At 72.6% G+C, this 25,293-nt stretch carries 19 protein-coding genes; 5 read left to right on the forward strand and 14 right to left on the reverse strand.

Annotation, left to right across the window (positions count from 1 at the left end; all coding sequences use genetic code 11):
* Positions 1 to 98 precede the first annotated feature (98 nt).
* A complete protein-coding gene (locus ACIQU3_RS20205; protein ID WP_403926826.1) occupies positions 99 to 1,820 on the forward strand; it encodes a hypothetical protein in 1,722 nt (573 codons plus the stop codon).
* 108 nt (positions 1,821 to 1,928) lie between these two features.
* On the opposite strand, the gene ACIQU3_RS20210 is transcribed toward ACIQU3_RS20205, so the two are convergent.
* The 10 genes from ACIQU3_RS20210 to ACIQU3_RS20255 form a co-directional block, all read right to left on the reverse strand.
* The gene (locus ACIQU3_RS20210) at positions 1,929 to 3,596 is read right to left on the reverse strand and encodes a hypothetical protein (RefSeq protein WP_403926829.1); all 1,668 of its coding nucleotides are present in this window, start codon (positions 3,594 to 3,596) and stop codon (positions 1,929 to 1,931) included.
* A 161-nt stretch (positions 3,597 to 3,757) separates the two neighbouring features.
* Positions 3,758 to 4,018 (reverse strand): hypothetical protein, encoded by a 261-nt coding sequence (locus tag ACIQU3_RS20215; RefSeq protein ID WP_403730718.1) that lies wholly within the window; start codon positions 4,016 to 4,018, stop codon positions 3,758 to 3,760.
* A 64-nt stretch (positions 4,019 to 4,082) separates the two neighbouring features.
* Positions 4,083 to 5,972, reverse strand: coding sequence for a sigma factor (locus tag ACIQU3_RS20220; protein WP_403926832.1), 1,890 nt, complete (start codon positions 5,970 to 5,972; stop codon positions 4,083 to 4,085).
* Positions 5,973 to 6,150: 178 nt separating this feature from the next.
* A complete protein-coding gene (locus ACIQU3_RS20225; RefSeq protein WP_403926835.1) occupies positions 6,151 to 8,931 on the reverse strand; it encodes an AAA family ATPase in 2,781 nt (926 codons plus the stop codon).
* Positions 8,932 to 9,195: 264 nt separating this feature from the next.
* Entirely contained in the window at positions 9,196 to 9,837 is a 642-nt protein-coding gene (locus tag ACIQU3_RS20230) for a cutinase family protein (RefSeq protein ID WP_403926838.1), read from the reverse strand.
* Positions 9,838 to 10,063: 226 nt separating this feature from the next.
* Positions 10,064 to 11,284, reverse strand: a complete 1,221-nt coding sequence (locus ACIQU3_RS20235; RefSeq protein ID WP_403926841.1) for a PucR family transcriptional regulator — start codon at positions 11,282 to 11,284, stop codon at positions 10,064 to 10,066.
* 122 nt (positions 11,285 to 11,406) lie between these two features.
* A complete protein-coding gene (locus tag ACIQU3_RS20240; protein ID WP_403730734.1) occupies positions 11,407 to 12,360 on the reverse strand; it encodes an alpha/beta hydrolase in 954 nt (317 codons plus the stop codon).
* Positions 12,361 to 12,381: 21 nt separating this feature from the next.
* A complete protein-coding gene (locus ACIQU3_RS20245) occupies positions 12,382 to 16,590 on the reverse strand; it encodes an acyltransferase domain-containing protein (protein ID WP_403926844.1) in 4,209 nt (1,402 codons plus the stop codon).
* Positions 16,587 to 18,344 carry a fatty acyl-AMP ligase gene (locus ACIQU3_RS20250; RefSeq protein WP_403926847.1) on the reverse strand — a complete coding sequence of 586 codons (1,758 nt, stop codon included), beginning with the start codon at positions 18,342 to 18,344 and terminating at the stop codon, positions 16,587 to 16,589. Before ACIQU3_RS20250 ends, ACIQU3_RS20245 begins: the two co-directional genes overlap by 4 nt.
* Before the next feature lie 69 nt (positions 18,345 to 18,413).
* Positions 18,414 to 19,976, reverse strand: coding sequence for an acyl-CoA carboxylase subunit beta (locus ACIQU3_RS20255; RefSeq protein ID WP_403926850.1), 1,563 nt, complete (start codon positions 19,974 to 19,976; stop codon positions 18,414 to 18,416).
* Between the two features lie 265 nt (positions 19,977 to 20,241).
* Here ACIQU3_RS20255 and ACIQU3_RS20260 point away from each other — a divergent pair, with 265 nt between their 5' ends.
* Both ACIQU3_RS20260 and ACIQU3_RS20265 read left to right on the forward strand, forming a co-directional pair.
* On the forward strand, positions 20,242 to 21,099 hold the full coding sequence (locus tag ACIQU3_RS20260; protein WP_403926853.1) for an aldo/keto reductase: 858 nt from the start codon (positions 20,242 to 20,244) through the stop codon (positions 21,097 to 21,099).
* A 181-nt stretch (positions 21,100 to 21,280) separates the two neighbouring features.
* Positions 21,281 to 21,532 carry a DUF5133 domain-containing protein gene (locus ACIQU3_RS20265; RefSeq protein WP_234848339.1) on the forward strand — a complete coding sequence of 84 codons (252 nt, stop codon included), beginning with the start codon at positions 21,281 to 21,283 and terminating at the stop codon, positions 21,530 to 21,532.
* A gap of 41 nt (positions 21,533 to 21,573) precedes the next feature.
* Here the strand turns inward: ACIQU3_RS20265 and ACIQU3_RS20270 are convergent, their stop codons facing one another.
* Positions 21,574 to 22,545, reverse strand: coding sequence for a GlxA family transcriptional regulator (locus ACIQU3_RS20270; RefSeq protein WP_403926856.1), 972 nt, complete (start codon positions 22,543 to 22,545; stop codon positions 21,574 to 21,576).
* Between the two features lie 183 nt (positions 22,546 to 22,728).
* On the opposite strand from ACIQU3_RS20270, the gene ACIQU3_RS20275 reads away from it, so the two are divergent.
* Entirely contained in the window at positions 22,729 to 23,178 is a 450-nt protein-coding gene (locus ACIQU3_RS20275; protein WP_403926859.1) for a hypothetical protein, read from the forward strand.
* A gap of 140 nt (positions 23,179 to 23,318) precedes the next feature.
* Positions 23,319 to 23,522, forward strand: coding sequence for a hypothetical protein (locus ACIQU3_RS20280; RefSeq protein ID WP_361927555.1), 204 nt, complete (start codon positions 23,319 to 23,321; stop codon positions 23,520 to 23,522).
* Between the two features lie 47 nt (positions 23,523 to 23,569).
* On the opposite strand, the gene tgmB is transcribed toward ACIQU3_RS20280, so the two are convergent.
* The 3 genes from tgmB to ACIQU3_RS20295 all read right to left on the reverse strand — a co-directional run bounded on the left by tgmB (position 23,570) and on the right by ACIQU3_RS20295 (position 25,205).
* A complete protein-coding gene (gene tgmB, locus ACIQU3_RS20285) occupies positions 23,570 to 24,553 on the reverse strand; it encodes an ATP-grasp ribosomal peptide maturase (RefSeq protein WP_403730760.1) in 984 nt (327 codons plus the stop codon).
* Between the two features lie 16 nt (positions 24,554 to 24,569).
* Positions 24,570 to 24,761, reverse strand: a complete 192-nt coding sequence (gene tgmA / locus ACIQU3_RS20290; protein ID WP_053673313.1) for a putative ATP-grasp-modified RiPP — start codon at positions 24,759 to 24,761, stop codon at positions 24,570 to 24,572.
* A gap of 120 nt (positions 24,762 to 24,881) precedes the next feature.
* Positions 24,882 to 25,205 (reverse strand): YkvA family protein, encoded by a 324-nt coding sequence (locus ACIQU3_RS20295; RefSeq protein ID WP_403926862.1) that lies wholly within the window; start codon positions 25,203 to 25,205, stop codon positions 24,882 to 24,884.
* Positions 25,206 to 25,293 lie beyond the last annotated feature (88 nt).

Here is a 25,293-nt window from a genome sequence, read left to right on the forward strand (position 1 = left end):
GGGGCCGGCTGTGCGCCCGTGACAAGGCGCGATCCGGAAGCTGAGTTCTCATCAGCACTGCCTGAAGGCGGCCGGGCCACCGCCCTAGCGTCCGTGGCATGGACATGAATCGCAGAGACAGAGGGAAGTGGCGCCGTGCCGCATTGGCGGTGCTGCTGACCGCCGGGACACTCACGGCCGCCGCTCCGGGCGCACGGGCGGACGGGGCGCGCACCGAGACACCGGTGCAGTCCACCTCGCCGGTGACCGGAGTGACGGAGACGACGGTGCGGGTGAAGCTGCCGCTGCCGGATTCGGCAGGACCCCGCCCTGCGGCGTGCGACTGGCTGTCGTACCTGCGCTACCGCTCCGCCGACGGCCCCGCCGCGTCGGCCGACGCCGACCGGATCCTCATCGCACAACCCGGCATCCTGGAAGGGGCGGGCGCGTTCGACAGCGTCGCCCGCAACACCGTCACGAAAGCCACCCGGCAAGGCCTGCACATCGAGTTCTGGGCCCTGGACCGGCGCTCCAACTGCCTGGAGGACCGCACCGGCATCGCCTCCGGCGACCAGCACACCGCCGTCGACTACTACTACCGCGGCAAGCAGGTCGGCGGCCGGACCTTCGCCGGCTTCGCGGGCAACGCCCAGCTGGGCTGGATGGCGAAGCTCGGCATCGAGCAGACCGTACGCGACCAGTACGACCTGCTCACCGCCGAGTTGCCCGCCCAGACGCAGCGCAAGCGCAAAGTGCTGTGCGGCGGGCACTCGCTGGGCGGCGTGATCACCGGGTACTTCGCCGTCGCCGACTTCGACGGCAACCGCGCCACCACCGCGGACGCCGGGTACAACCAGTGCGCCGGCTACTTCGCCCTCGACACCACCGTCTCCACCTCACTGGCCGACCTCGGCGGCAGCATTCCCGGTGACACCAACCTGCCTGACACCGGCCTCGGTCACGACGTCGTGCAGGCCGGACTGGACAGCGGGGTACTGCCCCGCACCCTGTCCGCGCCGGTGCTGCTCAACCCCGAGACGATGACCCTGCTCGGCATCGCCGGTCTCGGCGCCCTGGACGACCTGGACGGCGAGGCGGACCTGCCCCGCTACCTGCCCTCCAACCTCAACATCGAGACCACCAACCGTTTCCTGTTCGCCAAGGACACCGCCGCGTTCCTCACCGGCACACCCGCCGTGAAGGACTTCCGGCTCACCAACGGGGCCGTGCTCGGGGCGCTGCTGGACGACAACTCCGTACCGCTGGCGTTCCTGCAGACCAGTGTGGGCTTCTTCGACGGCGGACCGATCGCCGACAAGAGCTTCCCCGTCGCCAACGGCGATGACGGCGCACCCGGGCTCCACGGAACGGCGTACAAGGCCATCCCGGACCGGCCGCGGGGCCCGCTCTACACCTGGCGCAACTACGATCGCGTCGGCGCCGCGGACGACCCCGGCCACCGGTCCGCCGACGGCACCCCGTTCACCGGGCCCGGCGAGGAGGTCACCGATGTGCGGCAACTGGCCCGCAGCCTGGCCGAGCAGCCGCTGGACTTCACCGAGCAGTACTTCCCGACCAAGCTGGTCACGGACATCCGGCTGGCCACCTCGCCGCAGGTCAAGAAGCTCGTCGTCCACCCCGGCGGACTCAAGGCGAACCCGGTGCTGACCGTGCTCGCGGGTGAGGGCCTGCTGGCCGGCCGGGTCCCGGCCGACCTGCACCCCGTGGTCGCCGACGGCTACCAGCACCTCGACGTCCTGACCGCGGCGCCCGTGCAGAACAACGGCCGACCGGAGCCCGTGTCCACCAGCCTCGCCGGCTTCGCGCGGTCACCGAGCTAGGTTCCGTCTCTTCGGTCAGCGTCGCGTCAACCCGGTCGTAGCCGCAGTGCGTGCCCGGCGCCTGTCCGACCCGTCGGCTCATCCGGCGCGCACGGTCATCGCGGGGGATCAGGGATGGGTGAGGCTGCCGGCGTACATCTTGGTCCTCTGCCGGGACAGGATGTCCGGCGGCACCTTGCGCAGTTCCTCCGATCCGTACATGAGGTTGTCCGGGTTGTTCTCGTGGCCGGGGCCCAGGAGGAGATGGCCGATCTCGTGTGCCAGGCCACCCCAGGAAATGTCCGTGTCGACGATCACTTCGGGTTTGCCGGGCCGATGCCTCGCGCACCCGAGGATCGGACCGGTGCGCGTGACGGGCAGCAGGGACCCCACGACATAGACGACCACATCCGTGTCGGGCACGCCGTCCGGGCGATGGCCGAACAGTTCGGTCTGGTCGGAGGTCAGCGGATGGTCCGCATCGCAGGCGCCCACGTCGACGCTCTCGGCGCCGAGTATGGCGCGATGCTCGACCGAGACGGTGTCGACGATCACCTCGACCTTGCCGAACAACGCGGTCACGTCGGCGAGTTTGGTACGGAACGCGGCGGCGTCGCTCTCCGGGCGGTCCACCAGCAGGACGTGCACCCGAAGGTGTTCGGTGTCCCAGGTGTCGGTGCCGATCCGGCGGTCGGGGCGGACCCAGAAGGCGTCGAGGTGACCGGGACGGCGGGAGATCAAGCTCACGGCTCCAGGCAGGGCGCTGCCGGCCGCCGTGGCGGGCGAGCCCGACCAGCCCCCGGGGACCTCGTCGTCGAGGGACAAGGTGTGCAGTCGGTCGCCGGGAGAGATCCAGGCCACCTCCAACCGCGTGCGGGTGCGCGCCACAGCCGCGAGCGCACCGGGCCGTGCCGCGCCCGGCGCGGTGATCGGCCAGGGCGCGGGCCAGTCGAGCCGCGGGTTCCATGCCGTGGTGCCGATCGCTCGGTCGGGGCCGATCCAGAACACGTCGAGCTGATCGGCGCTGCGCGACACGACGGTGAGCGCCGCGCGCTGCGGTGCGGTCCGGTCCCCGACGAGGACGTGCCCGGATGGCGCGATGGACCGGGAGGGCCAGTTGGCCCGGGCGTTCCACCACGCGGTGGAGACCCCGCCGTCTGGCCGGACCCAGAACAGGTCGAGCTGGTCGCGTACGCGGGAGACGACCGACAGAGCGCCCGCCGGGTGGCGTACGGCCGCCGGTGCCGTGATCGGCCATGGGCGCAGCCAGCCGTGCGAGGGGTTCCAGGCGGTTGTGCCGATGGCCCGGTCCGGCCCGATCCAGAACACGTCGAGCTGGTCCGGGTTGCGTGACACGGCGGCCAGGGTGCCCGGCAGGGCGCTGCGGGCGGCAGCGATGGGGAAGGGTGTGGCCCAGCGCCGGGAGGCGGCGTCCCACCAGCTGCTGGAGACCCCGCCGTCGGGCCGGACCCAGAAGACGTCCAAGTGGTTCGGGTTGCGTGCCACGGCGGCGAGCCCGCCGCTGAGCGAGCCCACCGAGGCCGAGCCCGGGGGTGCGACCAGCTGCGGATCCCATAGCTGACGGCCGTCGCTCCAGTAGGCGGTGGCGACGGCCCCGTCCGACCGGATCCAGAACAGGTCGAGCAGGCCCGGACCGCGGGACAGCGAGACGATCCCGCTCGACTCGACGGCTCCGGACGGCGGGACGGCTCGCTCCCGGCCCCATGCGTACGCTGTGGGCCCGGGGATGAGCGAGATCAGGAGAACGAGGAGCAGGAGGGTGCTTCTACGGCGCATGCGTCTTCTCCGTTCCAATGGCGCCGCGCGGCCGGAGCGTGGCCGACCGGCGCGGCAGCGGGCGTGTGTCGCTGTGCGAAGCGCCGGCGGTCTCTGCCACCGGCGCCACCGACGGGCGGGCCGTTCCGGAGGGACGGCCCGCCCGGGTGACGGTCGGCCCGTCAGCCGATGAGCCTGCGCAGCACGGGGATACCGCTTCCGGTGCTGAGCAGGCCCGCGAGGGCCGCTCCGGCGGCCGGTGTGCCGCTGAGGAAGGTGAGGACGGCGACGATCAGACCGATGACGATCGCCGTCAGCAGGACCAGGGCAGTGTGCAGGGGCAGGAACGGGCCGGCCGCGCAGGGTCCGCTCTCGCGCGGGCCGGATGCTCCGGGCGGGGGTTTGGGCGGGCCGGCAGGCCCGGGTGAGGACACGTACGTCATGTGCTGCTCCGGGGGTGAGGACGTGGACGGGTGACTGGGACGGCTCGGCGCCCGGGTCGCCCGGTCAGCCGGGCTCGCCGCACTCGTACAGCGGCAGCGTCCCGAGATCGGCCTCCGTGCGGTTGCCGTTCATGTCCTTGGCCAGGGCGTAGAGCCGCAACTGCACCGTCTCCAGGGGCTTTGGACCCGTCCGGTAGGCGGGGATGTCGAAACGGACGGCATCGCCGTCAGCGACGCCCGAGCTGGACGTGTACGTCCCGTCGGTGGGGTGCTGGATGTAAAGAGTCAGCCGGAAGATCCCCGAGGGATCGGATGCCGCCACGCGCACGCTGTAGGTGGTGGGTGTTCCGCTCGGGCCGCAGGTCTGCATCAGCGAGCCGTGGTTGTCCAGGACCTCCTGGCCGAGCGCGTCCGTGCTGATCCCGGCCAGGCTGACGGTGGGACCGGTGGTGTCCTCGATTCCGCCGTTGCCCGTACCGCCGTTTTCGGAACCGCCGTTCTCGGAACCGCCGTTCTCGCTGCCGCCGTTCTCGGAGCCACCGTCCTCTGAGCCGCCGTCTTCCGAACCGCCCTTCTTGGAGCCGCCGTTTCCCGACCCGCCGTTCTCGCTGCCGCCGTTTTCGGAACCGCCGTTCTCGGAGCCGCCGTTCTGGCTGCCCCCGTTCTCGCTGTCCCCCTTCTCCCTACCGACGTTCTCCTTACCGCCGTTGTCGGAGCGTCGGTTCTCGCTGCCCCCGCCTCCGGCGCCTCCGTTCCCACCTGTGGAGTTCCCGGAGGACGATTCCCCTGACGTACCTCCCTGGGCGGTGATCTCCTCAAGCCCCGGAACGCTGCTGATGTCGGGCAGCGAGATGCTCCCCCTGCCCTCGTTCGCGAAGACGATGGCGGCGAGGAGTGCGGCAAGGCTCGCCGTCAGGGCCTTGCCGGCCCGTCGGCGCGGCCGCCGACGCGCGCTCCCGGTGGCGGCACCTGCGAGGGCGCCCCTGGCGCCAACGCGCCTTCCGGCACTCTTGGAGCCGCGCTCGGCACCGGTGTTCGCTTCCTGCCGTGCCGTGCTCGTCCCTGTGGACTTCAGGCTCGTCGCGTCGCAGACTTCGCGGATCCGGTCGTACAGTTCCGGCGACGGGGCGGCCACCACCCCCGGCACCCATGCGCGGTGCTTCACCCTGTCCCGCACGGCTTGGCAGGCGTCGCACTCCTCGACGTGCTCCAGTCCTTCCTTGCGACCCCGTGGGGTCAGCCCGGGGCCCTCCTGGCCGGGCGTCGTTCCGCATGCGAGAAGCAGTCCCGGGCAGGGCTCGGCCGACTGCAGCATGTGCAGCAGAAGCCGCGCGTCGGCCGCCTGCTGCCGGGCGCGACGAGTTCCCGGGTAATAGCCCGCGTGCAGTTGCAGATTCAGCGCCCGCGCTTGCTCGAGCGCCGGCTTGTCCGTGGTGGCGTCGTCGACGGCCGCCGCCATGATGCGCCGTTCCTCGTGGTCCAGAGCTTGCAGAAGGGCGACGAAGGCCCGCTGTTCGGTGATCCGTTCCACTCCCGGATCCCTGGCAGGCAGTGATTCCTCGGGCTCGCCGGCCGGCGTCGGTGGCCTCCTTCGCACCAGGTCCACCGCCTTGCGGCCGACCACCGTCCTCAGCCAGGCTTCCGCGTTCCTGATCGGCTTGGTGTCCTTCGCCAGCGCGGCGAAGGCGTCGACGACGGCCTCCTCGGCGTCGTGCCAGTTGTTGCCCAGCTTGGGCATCGCCGCCTTGACGAGGGTGTGCCAATGGCGGTCCAGCAACTGTCGGCCGGCCTCGTACTCCCCGGCGCGATACCTGGCAACCAGGTCACGGTCGTCGGTTGTCATCGCAGTCCTGCCTTTCCTCGCGTCCGGCGGGGGCCGCCCCCGCCTTCTCGACGCGCTCGAGGGAAAGTCGTCGCCGCACCACAAGATTGTTAAGAGCACGAATTTCCGCATGGGTCCGCATGGGTCCGTATGGCATGGCTCGTCCATCACGATCACGCGGCCGAGGAGCACGTAGCGCTGTGCACGCTACGGAGTGACACCCTGGGGACACACCAGGGATCTCCCTAGCCTTGAGCGTGCTTCATATGAGGACGCGCGAGTGCGCGGGCCTGCGCGGTCGTACACCCAGTCATGCGGGAACGTGCGAGCCGACGGCCAGGCGACCGGCGAGTTCGACTCGTGAGCGGATGGAGAGCTTGGCGTAGATGTGGCTGAGGTGGTACTCGACCGTCTTGTCCGACAGGAAGAGCGTCGCGGCCACTTCGCGATTGGTGTGGCCCTTGGTGACAAGAACCGCGATCTGCGTCTCTCGTTCTGTCAGCGCGACGGGCTCATGGCCGCGGCGGGTGGGTGTGTCGAACCCGGCCGCCCGGAGTTCCCTCTCGGCGAGCGCCGTCCACGGATCCGCGCGAAGCCGCTCGAACACCTGGCGGGCCGCGACGAGCGGACGGCGGGCGTCACCGCGCTTCCTCCTCCTCCGCAGGAAGCGGCCGTAGGCGAGTTCGGTGCGGGCCTTGGCGTAGGGATCGGGCAGTTGCCCGTGGTGACGCAGGGCCTCCTCGAAAGCGTCCTCGTCGGCGTGGACGAGCCCTCGGCACCGCGCGCTCACCGCACGTCCCCACACGGAAGGCGCCTGCTGGACCTGGCCCATGAGTTCGTCCAGCGCGGCCCGCGCCCCGGAGAAGTCGTCTGCGGCCAGGCACGCTTCGACCAGGTCGGGCTGATGCTGCAGCACGACCGGTTCCCTCAGCCCTGCAGCGGTCACCTGCTGCTGCAGGTCACGGAGACGGGCCGCGGCGTCGGAGTCCTTGCCGGTGCCCAGGTCGAGGAGACCGAGTGCGGCCTCCAAGTACGGGCTGACCAGTTCCGCGCCCCGGCCCTCGACGAGTGCGCGAAACTGGCGGGCGTGCTCGGCGCACTTCTCGGCGCGTCCCTGGGCAGCCTCGATCCGGGCCAACGTGGAGACGGCGTAGGCCTGAAGGACCGGCTGGCCGATCTCCGCGGCGAGGGCAGCACCTTCGCCCGCCAGGGCGTAGGCGTCGTCCCAGCACCCGGTGCGCAGCTGGGTCTCGGCCAGGACGGTCAGGTACGGAACGAGCCGCTCGCAGGCGCCGATCCTGCGCGCACTGCGAATGGCTCGTTCCAGTAGGGTCCGCGCGGCGGGAAACCGTTCGAGCCACATGAGATCCATCGTGGAGAAGCTCGTCGCCTCGACGCCGATGGAGAGCGGGTCGGTGGTGGTGAGGAACGTGTCGCAGGCATCCAACACGGCGGCGGCGTCGGTGCGTTCGCCGGCCAGCATCATCGTATGGGCCCGCATCAGGGCCGCAGGGCGATCGAAGGCCGAGGCGTCACCGTCGCAGGCCGTCGCGGCGGCTCGATCGGCGGTCGCGCGCGCCTGGGCGATCGCGCCACCCATGCATGCCGCGCCCGCGGCGGCGACCAGCAAAGGCACCGCCTGCGCCGCCTCAAGTCCTACGGCCATGTCCACCAACTGGTCGTGGACACGGCGCGGTGGCCGGCGCAGGAGCAGGATCTGACTGCGCATCCCGGTCGCCCCGGCGCACACCGCGGCATCGTCGGTGGCGTTCGTCGCCGCCTCGGCCAAAGCCAGTGCCTGGTCCTCTCGGCCGGCGAGCTGCGCGACCTCGGCGGCAGCCAGCAGGTAGCGGCCCCGGTCGACCGGGGCGGCCGAAAGATCGGCGGCTCGTTCGAAGGCACGCACCGCGGCGGGCAGAGCACCCCGGTCGCGGGCCCTGGCCGCGGTGTCGGCGAGCGCCGATGCTGCGGCCCGATCCGGGCCGGCCGCCGCAGCGGCGAGGTGCCAGCAGTGTTGGTCACGGTCCACCGGACCGGTTCGGTCGGCGAGTGCCCCGGCCAGGGCACGGTGGGCCTCTCGTCGTTGCTCGGCGCCCGCCGTGTGGTACGCGGCGGCGCGCAGCAGCGGATGTACGAACCTCACCCTGCCGCCGGACCGGTCGATGAGGTGCGCTGTCTCAAGCGCCTCCAGGACCCGTGTGTCCAGGGCAAGTTGACGAAGCGCTGCCTCCAGGACCGCTGCCTCCTCCGTGTATCCCGCTGCCGCGACCGTCACCGCGCGGCGACCGGCCTCCGGAAGGCCGGCCAACCGGGCGGAATAGGCGGCGGTCAGCCGCGGGCCCACCGGCAGGGGACCGTGGGGGGCTTGCACGGCCCCTTCGGCATGGCCCAGCGCGGGCGCTGCCTCCAGCAGGGCCAGCGGGTTGCCGGCGGTCTCCCGGTAGAGGCGTTTGAACGGTTCGCTGTCGGCGGGGATGTCAGCCACCCTTCGCACCAGCGCGGCGGCTGCGGCCGGTTCGAGTCCGGTGAGCACCACGGTCGGCAGGCCGGCCTCGCTGAACCGGCACTCCTCGCCGTCGCGTGCCGTGACCAGCACCGCCACCGCCTCGGCCTGTAAGCGCCGAAGGGCGAACAGCAGGGGCCGTGCGCTGGCCTCGTCCATCCAGTGGGCGTCGTCCAGGGCGACCAGGACGGGAGAGGTGGCCGCAGCATCCGTGAGCAGCGTCAGTGTGGCGGCTCCCAGGGTCACCGTGTCCGGAGTGTGCCCTTCCTCCAGCGACAGGGCGGTGCGCAGGGCGCTCGCCTGCGCCGACGGCAGCCGGTCGATGAGGTGCACCACGGGACGCACCAGCTCACCGAGCCCCGCGAAGGCCAGTTCCGCTTCCATCTCGATGGCCGTGGCCCGCAGCACGGTCATCCCCGCAGCCTGCGCCACCGCCTCCTCCAGCAGGGCGCTCTTGCCGATCCCCGGCTCGCCCCGCAGCACGAGAACGCCGCTTCGCCCCTGTCTGGCATCGGCGACGAGCCGCCGTAGACGCGCCCGCTCCTCCACGCGTGACAGCAACTCCCGCGATCCAGGCCCGAACGTCATCACAGATCCCCCGAGAAGATGCCAGTCGGTGGCGACGCGTGCACGTCGCGTGACGAGTGTGGCCGATGGCCGGTGGCTCCCGCAGGAAGTGGGCGAAGATCCCGAGGCGCGCTGTGCCCGGAGGGGCCGGTTGCGCTGCTCGATCACGCGGTGGGGAGCGCCGGCACATCACCGCTCCGACGGAGACGCGTCCCTGCTGGGGCGCCGTACGCACGCCCGGGGCCCAGGAGGAACTCCTCCCGGGCCCCCTCGTGTGACGCCGGTTCAGAGCCTGCCCGCGGCGAACGCGGCCGCCTGTTCGGCGTCGTCCCGGTAGCTCAGGTGCGCCCCGACGTCACCACCGCCGTTCTCGCAGACGGGATCGCCCTGGGCACACAGGTCCAGCGTGCGGCTCTGGTACGTGCCGGTGACGCTCTTGCCGAGCGCCCGGATCGGGTTGCCGAACAGCAGCACCGCGGCGACCCTCGGCTCCACCGCCGCGGGCAGCGTGGCCACGATGGGACTGCCGACCACCGCGCCGGCGCTGCTGATGCCGATCGAGTTGTCGACGACGTTCGCACCCTGCGAATAGCCCACGAGAACGAACTTCTGGCCCGGACACGTGGCGGCCTGGCTCTTCACGTGGTTCACCAGATCCAGGTTTCCCTGTGCCGCGGACGTGGGGGAGAGGTCGGCCGGGTAGTTCACCTTGTAGCTGGAGAGGTTTTTTCCCGCCGCTTTCTTCTGAAGCGCGGAATACACCGGGTCGCCGACGACGAAGCCGAGCGTGCCCGGCTCGAAGGTGCCGCGAGCCGATACGACCTCGATGTCGGAACAGGCCGCGGCCAGGGCCGGGGGAGCCGAGAGGGTGGCGAGACCGGCCCCGCCGGCCAGTGAGAGCGCCGCGAGACACATACGGATACGCATGGGGATCCTCCGCGTGGGAGGCGCGTGAAGCGCCTGCGAAAAAGGACGCCCCGAACGTATGGGCATTTCCATGCCCGCTGTTATGGACGGGATTATGGAAACCCCGCAGATTTTTGTCGCCGGTTGAGTGTGCCGGTTGAGTGTGCCGGTTGAGTGAACCGATTGAGTGCGCCGGTTTGGTCCACCGATTGCGTGCACCGATTGCGTGCGCCTGTCGAATGCGAGATCAATTCTGGCGCGCGTGGAGTGAGTCCGCGCGCAACGCGAGAATGAGGTCGAGGCGGGTCGCCGGGTCGTGCAGGGCGTCCCCGAACAGCTTCTCCAGTTGGCGCAGGCGGTAGCGGACCGTCTGCGGGTGGATGTGCAGCCGCACGGCGACGTCCGGCACGTTGCTGCCACTGAGCAGCCAGGCCAGCAGTGTCTCGGCGAGCCGGTCGCGCTGCCCCGCCGAGACCGCGTCCAGGGGAGCGAGGACCCGCGCCTGGAGGCGTTCCAGCAGCGGCTCGTCCCCGTACAGCAGCAGCGTCGACAGGTGCTCGGAGCAGCGCACCACGCCCTGGCGGGGCAGCACCCCACGGCCCATCAGCCCGAGCGCCCGGGAGGCCAGGCGCAGCGACTGCGCGGCCTCGGTGACCGCGACCGTCGGGCCGATCGCGGCCGGCCGGCCGCGCAGCGCCAGCGCGAACGCGCGGCCGGCGATGCCACCCGAGCCGTCCGGTTCGGGCACCAGCATGCGCGGCGGCCTGGACCCCATGTCCACCAGCGCGCCCGCGGCCGCCAGCGGCCGGTCCTCCTCCCGCCGGTCCGGCGCCGCGGCGAGCGCCACGACCGCCACCGTCCGCGGCACCGGCCAGCGCGCACCGTGCGCCAGGTCCTGCACGGCCTCCAAGGCAACCGGCCCGTCCTCCAACAGCAGGTCGAGCAGGCGCTTGCGGCGCCGCTCCAACTCGTCGGAGCTGCGCAACTGAGCCTCGGCATAACCGGAAGCGGCCGCCTGGGCGACCTCGTGCACCGTCCGGAACGCCAGCTCCCCCAGCGCGGCCACGACGGTGGAGTCCAGGCCGAGTTCCTCCGCCGTACGGCCCATCTGCCGCCAGGCGCACAGGCCGCCGACCCGCAGCGCGGACTGCAGGGCGTCCAGACTGCGGCCCTCCAGGGCCTCGCCCCGCCCCAGTTCGTAGTACGTCGCCGCGATCGCACCCGCGTCGTCGCGCGGGTCGGCGATGTGGTCCACGAAGAGGGTCAGCGCCTGCACCACGCCGGACCGCAGGTTCTGGCGGTACGTCCCGTCGGCGGGCCGGGCGTATTCGGGGACCTGGCGGCGGACCTCCTCCTCCACCTCGTCGGCGACGGCCGCCAGATCGGCGCGCAGCACCTTCGCCAGCTCAGGGGGGAACTGCGGCGCGGTGGGGCGGTCCGGCACGCCGTGCGGGGTGGGCACAGCCATCACGGACACTCCTTTCGACCGGAAGCGGCTCACCCGCGGGCCGACGCCTGGGGGACGAGGGGGAAGTCCTGAGTCTGACGGACGATCCCTCCGCTCCGTTCCGTGCCCCGACGGCACTCCCGTCACTCGGGCACCCCCAGCGCACGGGCGAGGACCGGCCACGAGGCGGTGAACTCCGGCTTCCAGTGGGTCCAGTCGTGCCCGCCGCCCCCGTGGAAGTGGGTGGTGGCCGGGATCCCCATGAGGCCCAGCGTGCGGGCGAAGCCCTGGGCCGAGGGCCACAGGGCGCTCTCCAGTATGCCGGGGAGCGGATCGCCGCCGTTGCCGACTCCACTGCCCTGGGACACGTACAGCGCCGTGCCGCGAAGCCCCGTGGCGCGGGCCCGCGGGTTGAAGTCCCGCCAGGTCGGGAGGTTCAGCAGGGGACTGCCCCACAGGGACGCGGCCGGCAGATTCTCGCGGGCGACGATCGCGTCCATGATGGCGGGAACGCCGGGGGCCGTGGTGTCGAGGATGCCGCTGTAGGAAGCGGCCGCGGTGAACGTCCCGGGGTGGCGGGCGGCGTGGGCCATGGCCCCATAGCCGCCGGTGGACACGCCGGCGACCGCCCGTACGCCGGAGGCCCGGTAGTCCCGGGTGAGCAGCGCCGGCACCTCCTTCACCTGGAACGTCTCGTAGTCGGGGCCGTTGCGCCAGACGCTCGGGATGCCGGTCGGGCCCGCGTCGGGCATGGCCACGATCAGGTCGCGGCCCGCGGTGAACGCCTCGATGTCCGTCTCGCGCGTCCAGGACGTGTAGTCGTCATGGGCGCCGTGCAGCAGGTACAGCACCGGGTACTTCTTCTCCGGGCGCGTCCCGAAGTCCGACGGCAGGATCAGCCGCACCGGCGCGCTGCGGCCGAGCGCGGCGGAGGACACGGAGACATCCAGCGTGCGTGGGCCGAGCCGGTTGGCCGCCCGGGCCGGGGCCGTGGCGGCCGCGGTTGCGAACAGGGCGGCGAGACCGGCGGCGGCCGCCGCGCCGGCGACGGTGCGCCGGGACACTCCGGCGGCGGGCTTCTGCGGCAGGTGGGACATGACGGCTCCTCGGGTTCCATGTCAGGGGGCCGGCTGTGCGAGCATCCGGCTCAGGTGGGCGGCGATCGCGTCGACGTGCGGCGGATCCAGCAGCGACAGATGGTGACCGGCCACCGGCACCACCTCCAGGCGGGGGCACACCTCGTCCCAGCCCAGCGCGCGGTCGTCCCGCTCGTACGCCGGGTCGCGCACGGTGTGCGGCGCGGGTGCCGTGGCCCGGTAGAGGACCACCGGTCCGTCATGGGCGGCGGGGGAGTGCGACTCGCCGACGCCCATGTCCAGGTAGGAGGCCCGCTGGTGCTCCAGCGCCGCGGCCGGTACGTCGGCGGCCTCGCGCAGTGTGTGCAGCACGCTGTCGATCCGGGCCGCGTCGTCGTCCATGGCGACTAGTTCGTCGTACGGCAGGTCCAACTGCACACCGTAGGTGTCGGCGACGTGCCGGGCGAAGCCCTCGAAGTGCGCCCGCATCCGGTCGGACCGCGTCAGCCCGGGGGTGGGCAGAGGCCGTACGGAGTCGATGAGGACGACCAGCCGCACCTCCCGCCCTGCGGCGGTGAGCTGCCGCGCGGTCTCCTGGGCTACGAACCCGCCGAAGGACCAACCCCCCAGCACACACGGGCCGTCGGGGCGCACCGCTTTGATCGCCTCGGCGTAGCGCCGGGCCTTCTCGGGCACGGTCCGGGCCTCCTCGATCCGCTCCAGCCCGTACACCGGCTGGTCGTCGCCGAGGCGTTCGGCGAGCGGGCGGTAGACGCCGGCCGGGCCGCCGGCGGCGTGGACGAGGAACAGCGGGGGCCGCGAGCCGGTGGCGCGCAGGGGCCGCACCGGGGTGTCGTCGCGGGGGAGGGCACGCTCGATGCGGGTGGCGGCGTCGTCGACGGTGACGGCGGCGAACAGTTCGCGCAGGGGCAGTTCGACACCGAACTCGAGCTCCACCGCGGTGCGGATGCGGACCGCCATCAGCGAGTCCAGCCCGAGGTCGGCCCACGCGGTGGAGGGAGTGACGCGGGCGGGGGAGTGGCCGGTGACGGTGGCGATGTGATGGGTGAGGCGAGCCAGGACGGTGGGGGCTCCCGGCAGTTCACCGGCCGCGCGGTACGGCACCTCACCGGCCGCGTGGTACGGGATTTCACCGGTGGCGTGATGTGGCACCTCACCAGCGGCGCGGTACGGCACTTCACCGGCCGCGCGGTACGGCACCTCACCGGCGGCGCGGTACGGCACTTCACCTGTGGCGCGCTCCGGCCCCGTACCGTTGGCGCGCTGGGGCACCCCGTCGGTGCTGCGCCGCGGCACCTCGGGGACGCCCCGTTCCGGGGCCGGAGCGGGGCGCGTGCCCCGGCCGTCCGTCCACCAGTGCCGTACGTGCCGCCAGCGGGGCAGCGGCAGGTCGATCACCCGCCCCGGCGGCACGGCAAGCCGTTGCCCGGCCGTGTACAGGGCGCCCAACTGCCCGGCGAACGCCTCCGATCCGTCGGCGTCCCGGCGCAGGGTGGCCAGGGCGAGAGCGCCCGGCACGGTGTCCGCCACGGCCCCTGTCAGCACCGGGTGGGGGGAGACCTCGACGAAGGCCGTGTGGCCGTCGGCCGCGGCGGACGCGAGGGCCCGGTCCAGCCGTACGGGCCTGCGCAGGTTGGCGGCCCAGTGCGCGGCGTCGAAGAGGCAGTCCCCACGCGGGTCGTCGAGAACCGTGGAGTGGACCGGGACACACGGCTGCCGGCCCCGGATGCCCGACAGTGCGGCCACCAGCTCCGGCAGCAGTCCGTCCACCTGCGGCGAGTGCCCGGCACCGACCACGGCCATGGCCCGGGCCGCCCGGCCCTGCCCCTCCAGCCGGCGCACGAGTGCGGCCACCGCGCCCTTCTCACCCGTGACGACCTTCTGCCGGGGAGAGGAGTGCACGGCGACATGCACCTGCGGGAAGTCCCGCCCCAGCGCGTCCAGTTCGGCGTCGTCCAGATCCACCACGGCCATCGCGCCGCCCCGCAGGCCACTGAGCAGCCGGGCCCGCACGGCGATGACACGCGCCCCGTCCGTCACGTCCAGCGCGCCCGCGCACACCGCCGCCGCCACCTCGCCCATGGAGTGGCCGATCACGGCGGCGGGCTCGACCCCGTGGGAGCGCCACAGCTCCGCCAGCGCCAACTGCACACCGAACAGCACAGGTTGGGCGACCTCCAAGCGGTGGAGGCCCTCACCGGAGGACAGCCGGTCGTGCAGGGACAGGCCGCACTCCGGGGCGAGCTGCGGGTCGAGTTTCTCGACGGCCGCGGCGAAAGCGGGCTCCTCGGCCAGCAATCGGCGGCCCATACCCGGCCACTGGCTGCCGTAGCCGGAGAAGACCCACACCGTCCCGCGTCCCACCCGGTCGCGGTCACCGGTCGTCACCCGGGCATCGGAACGCCCGGACGCCAACCCGTCCAAGGTGTCGGCCAGTTCGGCACGGTCGCGGGCGATCACGGCGGCCCGCACAGGGCCCCGGCCGGTGCGCCCGGCCAGGGTCCGGGCCACGTCGGCGGGGTGCGCGGGGCTGTCGCGGAGCCGGGCGGCCAGCCGGCCCGCCGTGTCGCGCAGGCGCTCGGCGTCGAAGTCGGAGAGCAGATGCAAGCGCGCGGCCGGTTCCTCGGCCGGACGTGCCGGGACCAGGTCCGGTGGTGCCTCCTCCAGCACCACGTGCGCGTTGGTGCCGCCGAAGCCGAACCCGGAGACCCCCGCCACGGCCGTCCCGCTGTAGCGGGGCCATGGCTCCGGCTCGGTCACCACCCGCAGCCGGGGATCGCTGAGCGAGCTGCCGCGCTCGCAGTGCAGGGACGGCGGTATGGCGTCGTGGTGCAGGGCCAGCACGGTCTTCACCAGCCCGGCGATGCCCGCCGCGGACTCCAGATGACCGAGGTTGCCCTTCGCCGAACCGAGCAGCAGCGGCTGATCGGGGTTGCGTCCCACCCCGAGCACCGCGCCGAGCGCCTCCGCCTCGATCGGGTCACCGAGGGGGGTACCGGTGCCGTGCGCCTCCACGTAGTCGACGAGAGCCGCGGCGATCCCGGCCTGCGTGTAAGCCCGCTCCAGCAACGCCTGCTGGGCGGCCGGGTTGGGTGCCATCAGTCCGTTGGAGCGGCCGTCTGAGTTGACGGTGCTGGCGCGGACGACGGCCAGCACCCGGTCGCCGTCCCGCTCGGCGTCGGACAGCCGCTTCAGGATCACGGCCGCACAGCCCTCACCGCGCCCGATGCCGTCGGCCGCCGCCGAGAACGGCTTGCAGCGTCCATCCGCCGCGAGAGCGCCCGCCCTGCGGAAGGCGACGGTGACGGCCGGTGACAGCAGCAGGTTGACGCCCGCGGCGATCGCCGTGTCGCTCTCGCCCGTGCGCAGGCTGACGCACGCGTGGTGCACGGCGACCAGCGAGGAGGAGCAGGCCGTGTCGACGGCCAGGCTCGGACCCCGCGCGTCCAGGACGTAGGAGAGCCGTCCTGCCGCGACGCTCAGGGCGCCCCCGGCGGGCGCCCGGGGATCGACGGCGGCCGGGTCGGCGCCCGTGAGCTGCCCGTACTCCGGCGCCGAGATGCCCACGAACACGCCGGTGGCCGTGCCGGCCAGGGATGCGGCCGGCACGGCGGCGTGGTCGAGCGCCTCGTGGACGACCTCCAGCAGGATCCGCTGCTGGGGATCCATCACCGCGGCCTCGCGCGGCGTGATGCGGAAGAAATCGGCGTCGAACCCGGCGATGTCGTCGAGGTAGCCGCCGTAGGGATGCGCGTCGGCGGGCGGGAACGCGGTGAAGTCGCGCCAGCGGTCCTCCGGGACGCCACGGATCGCGTCGGCACCGTCACTGAGCAGGCGCCAGAAGCCGCCCGGGCCGTGCGCGCCGCCGGGCAGGCGGCAGCCGACCCCGACGACCGCCACCGGCTCTGCCGTCCCGCCCGGCAGGGCCGAAGGCGGCGCCCCCGGCAGGGCCGAAGGCGGGGCCGGCGCCGCCTCCGCCCGCGTGGCCCCCGCCCGGCACAGCCGCGCCACCAGGTCCTGGCCGGTGGGCGCCTCCCACAGCAGGGTCGTCGGCAGGTCGCGGCCCGTGGCGCGGGACAGTTCACCGGCCAGGGCGACGGCATCGCGCGAGGCCATGCCGAGGTCCGCGAGCGGCCGGTCCATCGGCACGTCCTGCGGGGCGACGCCGTTCCAGGCGGCCACCCGCTCGGTGATCAGCAGGCGCAGCGCGGCCTCGTCGACGGCGCTCATCCCGCGGCACCCGCCCCGACCTGCCCGCCGCTGACCCCCTCCAGGTACCGGGCGCGGGTCAGGGCCCGCGAGACCTTGCCGCTGGAGGTGCGCGGCACCGTGCCCGGTGGGACCAGGACGACATCGGCGAGCCGCAGTCCGTGCCGGGCGGAGACCGCGCTGCGCACGGCACGCACCAGGGCGGCCACGTCCAGCTCGGCGAGCCGCACGGTCCGCGCGTGTTCCGCCACGACGACCGCGCACTCGCCACCGGCGCCCCCCGGCACCGCGAAGGCGGCGAGCCGGTCGCGGCGCACCGCCTCGTGCGCCTCCTGCACCGTCGCCTCGACGTCCTGTGGATAGTGGTTGCGCCCGTCCACGATGATCAGGTCCTTCAGCCGCCCCGTGACGACCAGCCGCCCTTCCAGCACCGTCCCCAGATCACCTGTGCGCAGCCAGCGCCCCGGGCCGGCCGTGGCGTCCGCGAACTCCGCGCCGAAGAACTCCTCCGAGTCGCGGCCCCAGTAGCCGCGGCCGACGTTCGGTCCCTGCACCCAGATCTCCCCGACTTCGCCCTCCGACAGCGGGGCCCGTGTCACGGGGTCGGCGATCCGGACCCGTTGGCCCGCGGGGGTGCCGCAGCCCGCCAGCAGCACTGCCCGGGGGTCGTCGGGCCGGGCGGGCAGGGCCTTTCCGGCCGCCAGGGCGTCGCGGTCGAGGGCGAACCGGCGGAGCGGCTCACCCGGCCGGGCCGCGCACACGAACACCGTGGCCTCGGCCAGCCCGTACGAAGGGCAGTGCGTCCCGGGCACGAGGCCCTGGTCCGCGAACGCCGCGTGGAACCGGTCGGCCGTACCCGGGCGGACCGGTTCACTGCCGTTGATCAGCGCTGTCACCCTGTCCAGCCGCAGGCCCTCCTTCTGGTCGGCGGTGACGGTCGCGACGCAGTAGTCGTAGGCGAAGTTCGGCGCGGCGCTCACGGCATCGGGGTGCGCGGCGAGCAGCCGCAGCCAGCGCACCGGCTCGTGCAGGAACGCCGCCGGGTCCATCAGCACCGACAGCGCGCCGCGCGCCACCGGGGCGGCGACGCTGAGCACCAGTCCCATGTCGTGGTAGAGCGGCAGCCAGCCCACACTGGTCATCGGGCGGGTGTCGAGGCCATACGCGGTGAGCGCCTGGCGGGCGTTGGCGACGACGTTGCCGTGGGTGATCTCCACACCGGCCGGGGCGCGGGTCGAGCCGGACGTGTACTGGAGGTAGGCGGGGGCTTTCGGGTCCCGGGCGACCGGTCGCAGGTCCCGGCCCTCGTCGTCGGGAACCTCGTCCGCCACGACGATCCGCGGACCGCCGGTCCCGAGGAAGTCCCGTACCTCGTCCCGGGTCCGCCTCGTGGTCACCACCACCTCGGGGCGCGCGTCGGCCAGGACGCCCGCCAGCCGGTTCGTGTGCCCGGGCAGGCCCGGCGGGTACAGCGGGACGGCGACCAGTCCGGCATTCAGTGCCGCGAGGAAGGCCGTCACGTATTCGGTGCCCTGCGGGCACAGCAGCGCGATCCGGTCCCCGGGCGAGGTCTCCTCCGCCAGACGTGCGGAGAGCGACCGAACCCGTACGTCCAGGCGTCGCCAGGTCAGGGTGCGGTGGACGCCGCGCGAGTGCGGCGCCGGGTGCTCGACGAAGGTGAAGGCCCTGCGGTCGGGGGTGGCTTCGGCCCAGTGCCGCACGTACTGCGGCAGCGTGGGGCACTCGGGCGCGAGCGGGGGGCGGCGGCTGTCCATCAAGCGGGGCTCCTCACGGCGCGGATCGGCCTACGGGTCGCGAAGGGGGGAGAGGGGAAGGGGAGGGAGTCAGAGGGGGATGTTCCCGTGCCGGCGTTCCGGCATCGGGGCGCGTTTGCCGCGCAGGGCGCGCAGGGCGCGGCAGACCTGTTCCCGGGTCTCACGCGGCGCGATGACGGCGTCGACGTAGCCGCGCTCGGCGGCGAGGTACGGGGTGCCGTGCGTGCGTTCGTACGCGGCGAGGAGGCGGGCGCGCAGGGCCTCCGGGTGGTCGGACGCGGCGAGTTCACGCCGGTGCAGGACACCCACGGCCCCCTCGGCGCCCATCACCGCGATCCGCGCGGTGGGCCAGGCGAGGTTGACGTCGGCACCGAGGTGCTTGGAGCCCATCACCGCGTAGCCGCCGCCGTACGCCTTGCGCACCACGACCGTGACCTTGGGGACGGTGGCCTCGGCGTAGGCGTACAGCAGCTTCGCGCCGCGGCGGATGATCCCGGCCTGCTCCTGCCGCACCCCGGAGAGATAGCCGGGCACGTCGGCGAACGTCAGCAGGGGGATGCCGAACGCGTCGCAGAACCGCACGAACCGCGCCGCCTTCTCGGACGCGTCGATGTCGAGGACCCCGGCGGCGTGCAGCGGCTGATTGGCGACGACACCCACCGACCGCCCCTCCACGCGGGCCAGGGCGCAGATGATGTTCGGCGCGAACAGCTCCTGCACCGGCAGCAGTTCACCGTCGTCGACGACCGCGTGCAGGATGTCCCGCATGTCGTAGGCCTCGCCGAGCCGGTCCGGGACGACCTCGTCGAGCGCCATCCCGGGCGGAGCGTGCCCGGGGGCGTACTCCGGCGGCCGTTCCAGGTTGTTCGCCGGCAGGTACGACAGCAGGTCGCGCACGGTGTCGAGGGCGTCCCCCTCGTCGGCGGCCAGGAAGTGGGCGTTGCCGTTGACGGTGTTGCTGGCGCGGGCGCCGCCCAGTTCCTCGGCGGTGGTGCGCTCGCCCGTGACGGTCTCGATGACGTCGGGGCCGGTGACGAACATGTGCGAGGCGCCGTCCACCATCACCGTGAAGTCGGTGATCGCCGGCGAGTAGGCCGCGCCACCCGCGCAGGGGCCGAGGACGACGGAGATCTGCGGGATCACCCCGGACGCCTTGACGTTGCGGCGTACCAGTTCCGCGTAGAGCGCGAGAGCGGCGACACCCTCCTGGATCCTCGCCCCGCCGGAGTCGTTCAAGCCGATCACCGGGCAGCCGGTCTTCAGGGCCAGGTCCATCAGGGCGACGGTCTTCTCCCCGAAGGCCTCGCCCATGCTGCCGCCGAACACGGTGGAGTCCTGCGCGAACACGCACACCGGGCGGCCGTCGACCGTGCCGTACCCGGTGACGACCCCGTCGCCGCAGGGGCGGCGGGCGTCGTGCCCGGCGGGCCGGGCCCGGACGAAGAGCCCGGTCTCGGTGAAGGAGTCCTTGTCCAGCAGCCGCTCGATCCGCTCCCGGGCCCGGTACTCCCCGCGTCTGCGTGGCCCGCCCGGGGCGAGCGCCCGCTCCCGGCGGTGCTCCAGGCCGGCGACGCGCTGCGCGGTGCCCTCGGGCGTGTGCGTCGCCGTCTCCCCCGGACCGGATGCTGTCACCTCTGTGCTCACAACCACCTCCGAAGTGGTTCTCGAATATGGCAGCGAGGCACAGGAATACCCGACGGATCTGCTTTTCGTGTGGGGGAGTTGAGTCCTCGGGCGCGGTGTTTCATCCGGGTGTGACAACCGGTCCGTCGAGGGCCGGACGCGATTCAGAGGTCCGGGTGCTGAATGCGTTCTCCTTCTTCTGTTGGACCCCCGGCCGCGCGGCGTCCAGGCTGGAATGCACCATCGTCCGACAGCCGGAAGAGGTCATGAACCCATGCACACCCGCCGCATCGGTGATGTCGAGGTCAGCGCGATCGGTCTGGGCGCGATGCCCATGTCCATCGAGGGACGTCCGGACGAGGAACGTTCCCTCGCCACCATCCACGCCGCCCTCGACGCCGGAGTGACCCTGATCGACACCGCGGACGCCTACCACCTGGGCGCCGACGAGGTCGGTCACAACGAGACCCTGGTCGCCAAGGCGCTCGCCTCCCACGATCGTGGTGGCGACGTCCTGGTCGCCACGAAGGGAGGCCACCTGCGCCCCGGGGACGGCAGCTGGACGCTCGACGGCAGCCCCCGCCACCTCAAGGCGGCCTGCGAGGAGTCCCTGCGCCGGCTCGGTGCCGAGGCCATCGGCCTCTACCAGTTCCACCGTCCCGACCCTCGAGTGCCCTACGCCGAGTCCGTCGGCGCGATCCGCGACCTGCTGGACGAGGGCAAGATCCGCATGGCCGGCGTCTCCAACGCGAACCCCGAGCAGATCCGGCAGGCGAACGAAATCCTCGGCGGGCGTCTGGTCTCCGTGCAGAACCAGTTCTCCCCGGCCTTCCGCTCCAGCGACCCGGAGCTGCGCCTGTGCGACGAGCTCGGCGTCGCTTTCCTGCCGTGGAGCCCCCTCGGCGGGATCTCCAGGGCCCGTGAACTCGGCTCCGGTCACGCGCCCTTCGCCCGCATCGCCGAGGCCCACGGGGTGAGCCCGCAGCGCGTGTGCCTGGCCTGGATGCTCGCCAAGTCCCCGGTGGTCGTCCCGATCCCGGGCGCGAGCAGGCCCGACACCATCCGCGACTCGTTCGCCGCCACCGACCTCGTCCTGACAGCGGACGAACTGGCGGAGCTGGACGCCGCCTGAAAGGGGGCCATGAGGAACCCCTGCGCACATGCGGGGCTACACGGCTCTGCACAGCGGTCAGCTCACCTGAGACCGGTCGCATCCGATCAGTTCTCGTCAAATCCGCCCCAGGTGAGTAAATCGTGTGAATGTTTCCGCGTGGTTCGGGCATACGCAGCGAAAACACAGAGAGGGGCGCTACGTGCTTGTACCGGACCGGAAGATCGTCAGGGAGTTGCTGACGCGGTACGCGTCGCTGAGGATCGCTCAGTCGGAGAGGCACGTGCCGACGGCGGCACGCGAACTGGAGGACGTCAGTTACACGCTGTGCGTGATGATGGGGACGTCCGACATCAGTGACGCCATTGCCAAGGCGGATGTCCTGCTGCTCACCGAGGGGCGGACGGACGCGGCGGACGCGGACGGGGAGAACGGCCTGACGCTGGTCGGTTGACGAAGGCCCGGCACGGACCGGGCAGCGCGCCTCGGCGGCCCCTAGGACGGGGCCGCCGAGGCGTTCGTCCGCCCGTGGAACGCCGCACGGTAGGCGTACGGCGTGGTGCCGACCACCTTGCGGAACCGCTCCCGGAACGCGGTCGGTGAGCCGAATCCCGCCTGGCGCGCGATCCGTTCGACGGAGTGGTCGGAGTTCTCCAGCAGGTACTGGGCGCGCCGCACCCGCGCCCGCAGCAGCCACTGCAACGGTGTGGTGCCGGTCTGCTCGCGGAAGCGGCGGCTGAAGGTCCGCTCGCTCATTCCCGCCCGCTCCGCCAGGGCGCCCAGCGTCACCTCACGTGCGAGGTTGTCCTCGATCCACTCCAGGACCGGTTCCAGCGCCGACCCCCGGGGCACGGGCGGATGCCGGTGCACGATGAACTGCGCCTGGCCGCCCTCGCGTTCCAGCGGCATGACCGACATCCGGGCGATGTTCGCGGCGACGGCCGACCCCAGGTCCCGCCGGATCATGTGCAGACTCAGATCGAGCGCCGCGGCCGCTCCGGCCGAGGTTAGGATCTGGCCGTTGTCCACGTACAGGACGTCCGGCTCCACGTCGACCCGCGGGAAGCGCCGGGCCAGTTCGCCGGCGGCCACCCAGTGCGTGGTGGCGCGCAGCCCGTCCAGCAGCCCCGCCTCCGCCAGCACGAAGGCACCGACGCACACCGACGCGATCCGGGTACCGGCCCGGGCCGCCTCGCGCAGGGCCGCCAGCACCCGGGCGGAGGGCGGCGCGGCGTCGGGGGAGCAGCCCGGCACGATGATGGTGTCCGCCTCCGCCAGCGCCTCCAGCCCCCGGTCGATCCGCAGGGTGAAGCCGCCGTCCGCGCGCACCTCGGGTGTCTCGGCGCACAGCCGGACCCGGTAGGCGGGCCGCCCGTCCGGCAGGCGGGTCCAGGCGAACGTCTGCTGGGGTGCCGCCATGTCGAACGGCACCACATGATCGAGAACCAGGATCGCCACGGAGTGCATGGCGGCCACCCTAGACATCTTCCCGCCGGACCTGTGACGTGGGGCCGGTGCCGGCTTCGGCGCTGAGACGCAGGTCGGGTGGGTGGCGGGAACCCGTTGGAAGCTGTCGTTCCCGCCCCTGTGCGTCCATCGGGAGGCGTCCTAGCGTGGGCGCCGTCGACCGCGCATACCGGAAAGAGCCCCGTGACCAAGATCCTGCTGTCCCTCCACGTCCTGGCCGCCATCGTCGCCGTCGGTCCCGTGACCGTCGCGGCCAGCATGTTCCCGCCCGCCGTACGCCGTGCGGCCCCCACGAGCGCCGGCACGGCCGCGCTCCTGCACCGCATCTGCCGCGTCTACGCCGGCGTCGGACTGGCCGTCCCCCTGCTGGGGTTCGCCACCGCGGCAGCGATGGGCGTCCTCGGCAGCGGATGGCTCGTCACCTCCATCGCCCTGACCGCCGCGGCCGCGGGCGTCCTGGCCGCGTTCGTCCTGCCCCGGCAGGAGGAGATCCTGGGCCAACTCAAGGGCGAGCGGACGCCCGACCACCGCGCCACCGTGCAACTCGCCATGTTCACCGGCGTCTTCAACCTGCTGTGGGCGACGGTCACCGTCCTCATGGTCGTCCGGCCCGGTTCCACGACGGGCGCCTGAGGAAAACAGCCGTCCTCATGTCACAGATGTCCGGTCTGCGTCAAGTCATCCCAAGGAATTCACACTCCGGGACACCGTGCCGCCTACACTCGCAGTCTCGCCCCCGCACGGGGCCGACGAGCAGAAAGGCGCGTTGACGGGTGTTCCAGGATTCCCCCATCTACGACCGACTCATCGCGGAGCGCGGTGACGTACCGGCACAGGTGCGCCGCGAGGCCGAACGTGTGAGCAGGGAACTGGAGCTGGTCATGCGGCCCTCACAGTCCCTCGGCTACGACCGGCCGCAGTCCCCGGGCGCGGGCTGGCAGCGCGCGGGCATGCTCCCGGGTCCGCGCCCGCAGTGAGCGGGGCCACGGCCCGGGGACCGGCCCGTGCCGGGCCCCCGGGCTTTTCAATGGGCCCTCGTACGCGCGCCGTTGACGGGTGAGGGCTGGACCGGGACGGGCCGGGCCAGCCACTCGGCGATGGTGCGGGCGATCGGCTGACCCGTCTCCACCTCGACGAACCCGAACTGCCCCGACTGGTTGCACTCCAGGAACCACCATGTCCCATCGGAGTCCTCGACGAAGTCGAAGGCCCCGTAGGCCAGATCGGCCTCGCGCAGATAGGCCAGGACGCCCGGCGCGATGCAGGACGGCACGTCGACGGGCATCCACGGCGAGCCGGGCGCGGCGAACCGCACGTCGACGTCGTCCGGGTCCGCGTCCGGCGCGGTCGCCTTGCGGGCGGCCAGCATCCGCTCGCCCACGACGGTGAGCCGGATGTCGGCCCGCTTGGTGATCCGCCGCTGCAGCAGCGTCGGCCCGAACGCCACGGCGGCGAAGTCCGTGTCCGGCGCGACCCGGCTGGTCGGCACGGCCCGCGGCGGGTCCTGCGGATGCGCGCCCGACACCGGCTTGACCACCAGTTCCGGGTAGCGCTCGGCGAACTCGCGGGCGGCGCGCGGAAACGTCGTGATCAGCGTCGCGGGCACGGGCAGGCCGCATCTCTGGGCGAGCCGCAGCTGCCACGGCTTGTGGCGGGCCCGGCGCGCCGCGTCGGGGTGGTTCATCCAGCGCGCGTCCGAGCCCCGCAGCATGCCGTAGAGCGCCTGCGCGGCCTCCTCGGTCAGCCAGTCGGACGGCTGGGCCGCCCGCGCGGCGGGGACGCCGGGACGGCGCACCCAGACGGACCGGAGCCCCCCGATGCTCACCAGCCGCCCCCCGGCGGACAGATGGCCACGGAACCGGCCGTGCACGTATTCCCCCGACAGCGCGACACCACCGGTCAGGTCCGCGGGATCGACCCGGACCACCGGCACGCCCGTTGCGTTCAGGTGCACGACCACCATGTCCGCGGTCACGTCCTCCTCGCAGGTGAGGATCAGTACGGTCATAGTCTGCGGTCCGTGATCAGTCGTCGAAGTGCGTCTTGGAGCCGGCCGTGGACGTCGTGGTGCCGAACTCCCTCAACAGGGCGAAGTCACAGGCCGCGACGCGGCCGTCGCGGAGCACGTTCAACTGCAGTCCGGCGTCGTACACGTACGGAATGGCGGCTTCCAACTCCACTGCTGGGCGCGCGTAGTTGAGCGCGAACGGTTGCATCGTCTCTCCCTCGTCGGTACTGCGCCGAACAGGCGTCGGTCCAGGGGTGAATACGCCCGGTCCGCCGATTCTGTTTCGGCTTCCAGAGACTTATACGAATCGAACGGGTGGTTGGTTTCCTTACTTTCCGTAGTCATCGGCCGGTTGCCGGTCCGGCCGGTGTGCCGTACTGCGCTCCCGTTCGCCGAGGGAGCCGCGGACGGTGCGCAGAGCGAGCAGCAGGACTCCGATGTCGTCCAGGTACACCGGGTCCGGCACCAGATCGGTGGGCAGCACCAGGTAGAGGACCGCGCCCCAGAAGGCCCAGCGCGGACCCGTGGGCAGTCCCGCGCGGCGCAGATCGCGCCGGGTCCGGACCAGCCGTACGAAGACGGCCAGGGCGATGACGAGGACGACGGCCGCGAGGACCGCGGCCAGGACGATCACCTTTGTGGTCGTATCCACGGGTTGCCCTCCTCCTGGCATGCCGCGACACGGGATGTCCCTAGCTGGATTCCCTTTTCGCGCGGCTGTATTGCGGCCGGAGCCCGAC

Origin of the sequence: Streptomyces sp. NPDC101110 (assembly GCF_044759525.1) — a bacterium.
Taxonomy (GTDB): domain Bacteria; phylum Actinomycetota; class Actinomycetes; order Streptomycetales; family Streptomycetaceae; genus Streptomyces.

Coding starts and splice junctions, on each gene's coding strand:
- ACIQU3_RS20240 (WP_403730734.1), bottom strand. CDS start 12,360: ATGTCCCACCTGCCGCAGAAGCCCGCCGCCGGAGTGTCCCGGCGCACC.
- ACIQU3_RS20225 (WP_403926835.1), bottom strand. CDS start 8,931: ATGACGTTCGGGCCTGGATCGCGGGAGTTGCTGTCACGCGTGGAGGAG.
- ACIQU3_RS20205 (WP_403926826.1), top strand. CDS start 99: ATGGACATGAATCGCAGAGACAGAGGGAAGTGGCGCCGTGCCGCATTG.
- ACIQU3_RS20215 (WP_403730718.1), bottom strand. CDS start 4,018: ATGACGTACGTGTCCTCACCCGGGCCTGCCGGCCCGCCCAAACCCCCG.
- ACIQU3_RS20220 (WP_403926832.1), bottom strand. CDS start 5,972: ATGCGGAAATTCGTGCTCTTAACAATCTTGTGGTGCGGCGACGACTTT.
- ACIQU3_RS20230 (WP_403926838.1), bottom strand. CDS start 9,837: ATGCGTATCCGTATGTGTCTCGCGGCGCTCTCACTGGCCGGCGGGGCC.
- tgmB (WP_403730760.1), bottom strand. CDS start 24,553: ATGACCGTACTGATCCTCACCTGCGAGGAGGACGTGACCGCGGACATG.
- ACIQU3_RS20260 (WP_403926853.1), top strand. CDS start 20,242: ATGCACACCCGCCGCATCGGTGATGTCGAGGTCAGCGCGATCGGTCTG.
- ACIQU3_RS20235 (WP_403926841.1), bottom strand. CDS start 11,284: ATGGCTGTGCCCACCCCGCACGGCGTGCCGGACCGCCCCACCGCGCCG.
- ACIQU3_RS20245 (WP_403926844.1), bottom strand. CDS start 16,590: ATGAGCGCCGTCGACGAGGCCGCGCTGCGCCTGCTGATCACCGAGCGG.
- ACIQU3_RS20250 (WP_403926847.1), bottom strand. CDS start 18,344: ATGGACAGCCGCCGCCCCCCGCTCGCGCCCGAGTGCCCCACGCTGCCG.
- ACIQU3_RS20270 (WP_403926856.1), bottom strand. CDS start 22,545: ATGCACTCCGTGGCGATCCTGGTTCTCGATCATGTGGTGCCGTTCGAC.
- tgmA (WP_053673313.1), bottom strand. CDS start 24,761: ATGCAACCGTTCGCGCTCAACTACGCGCGCCCAGCAGTGGAGTTGGAA.
- ACIQU3_RS20210 (WP_403926829.1), bottom strand. CDS start 3,596: ATGCGCCGTAGAAGCACCCTCCTGCTCCTCGTTCTCCTGATCTCGCTC.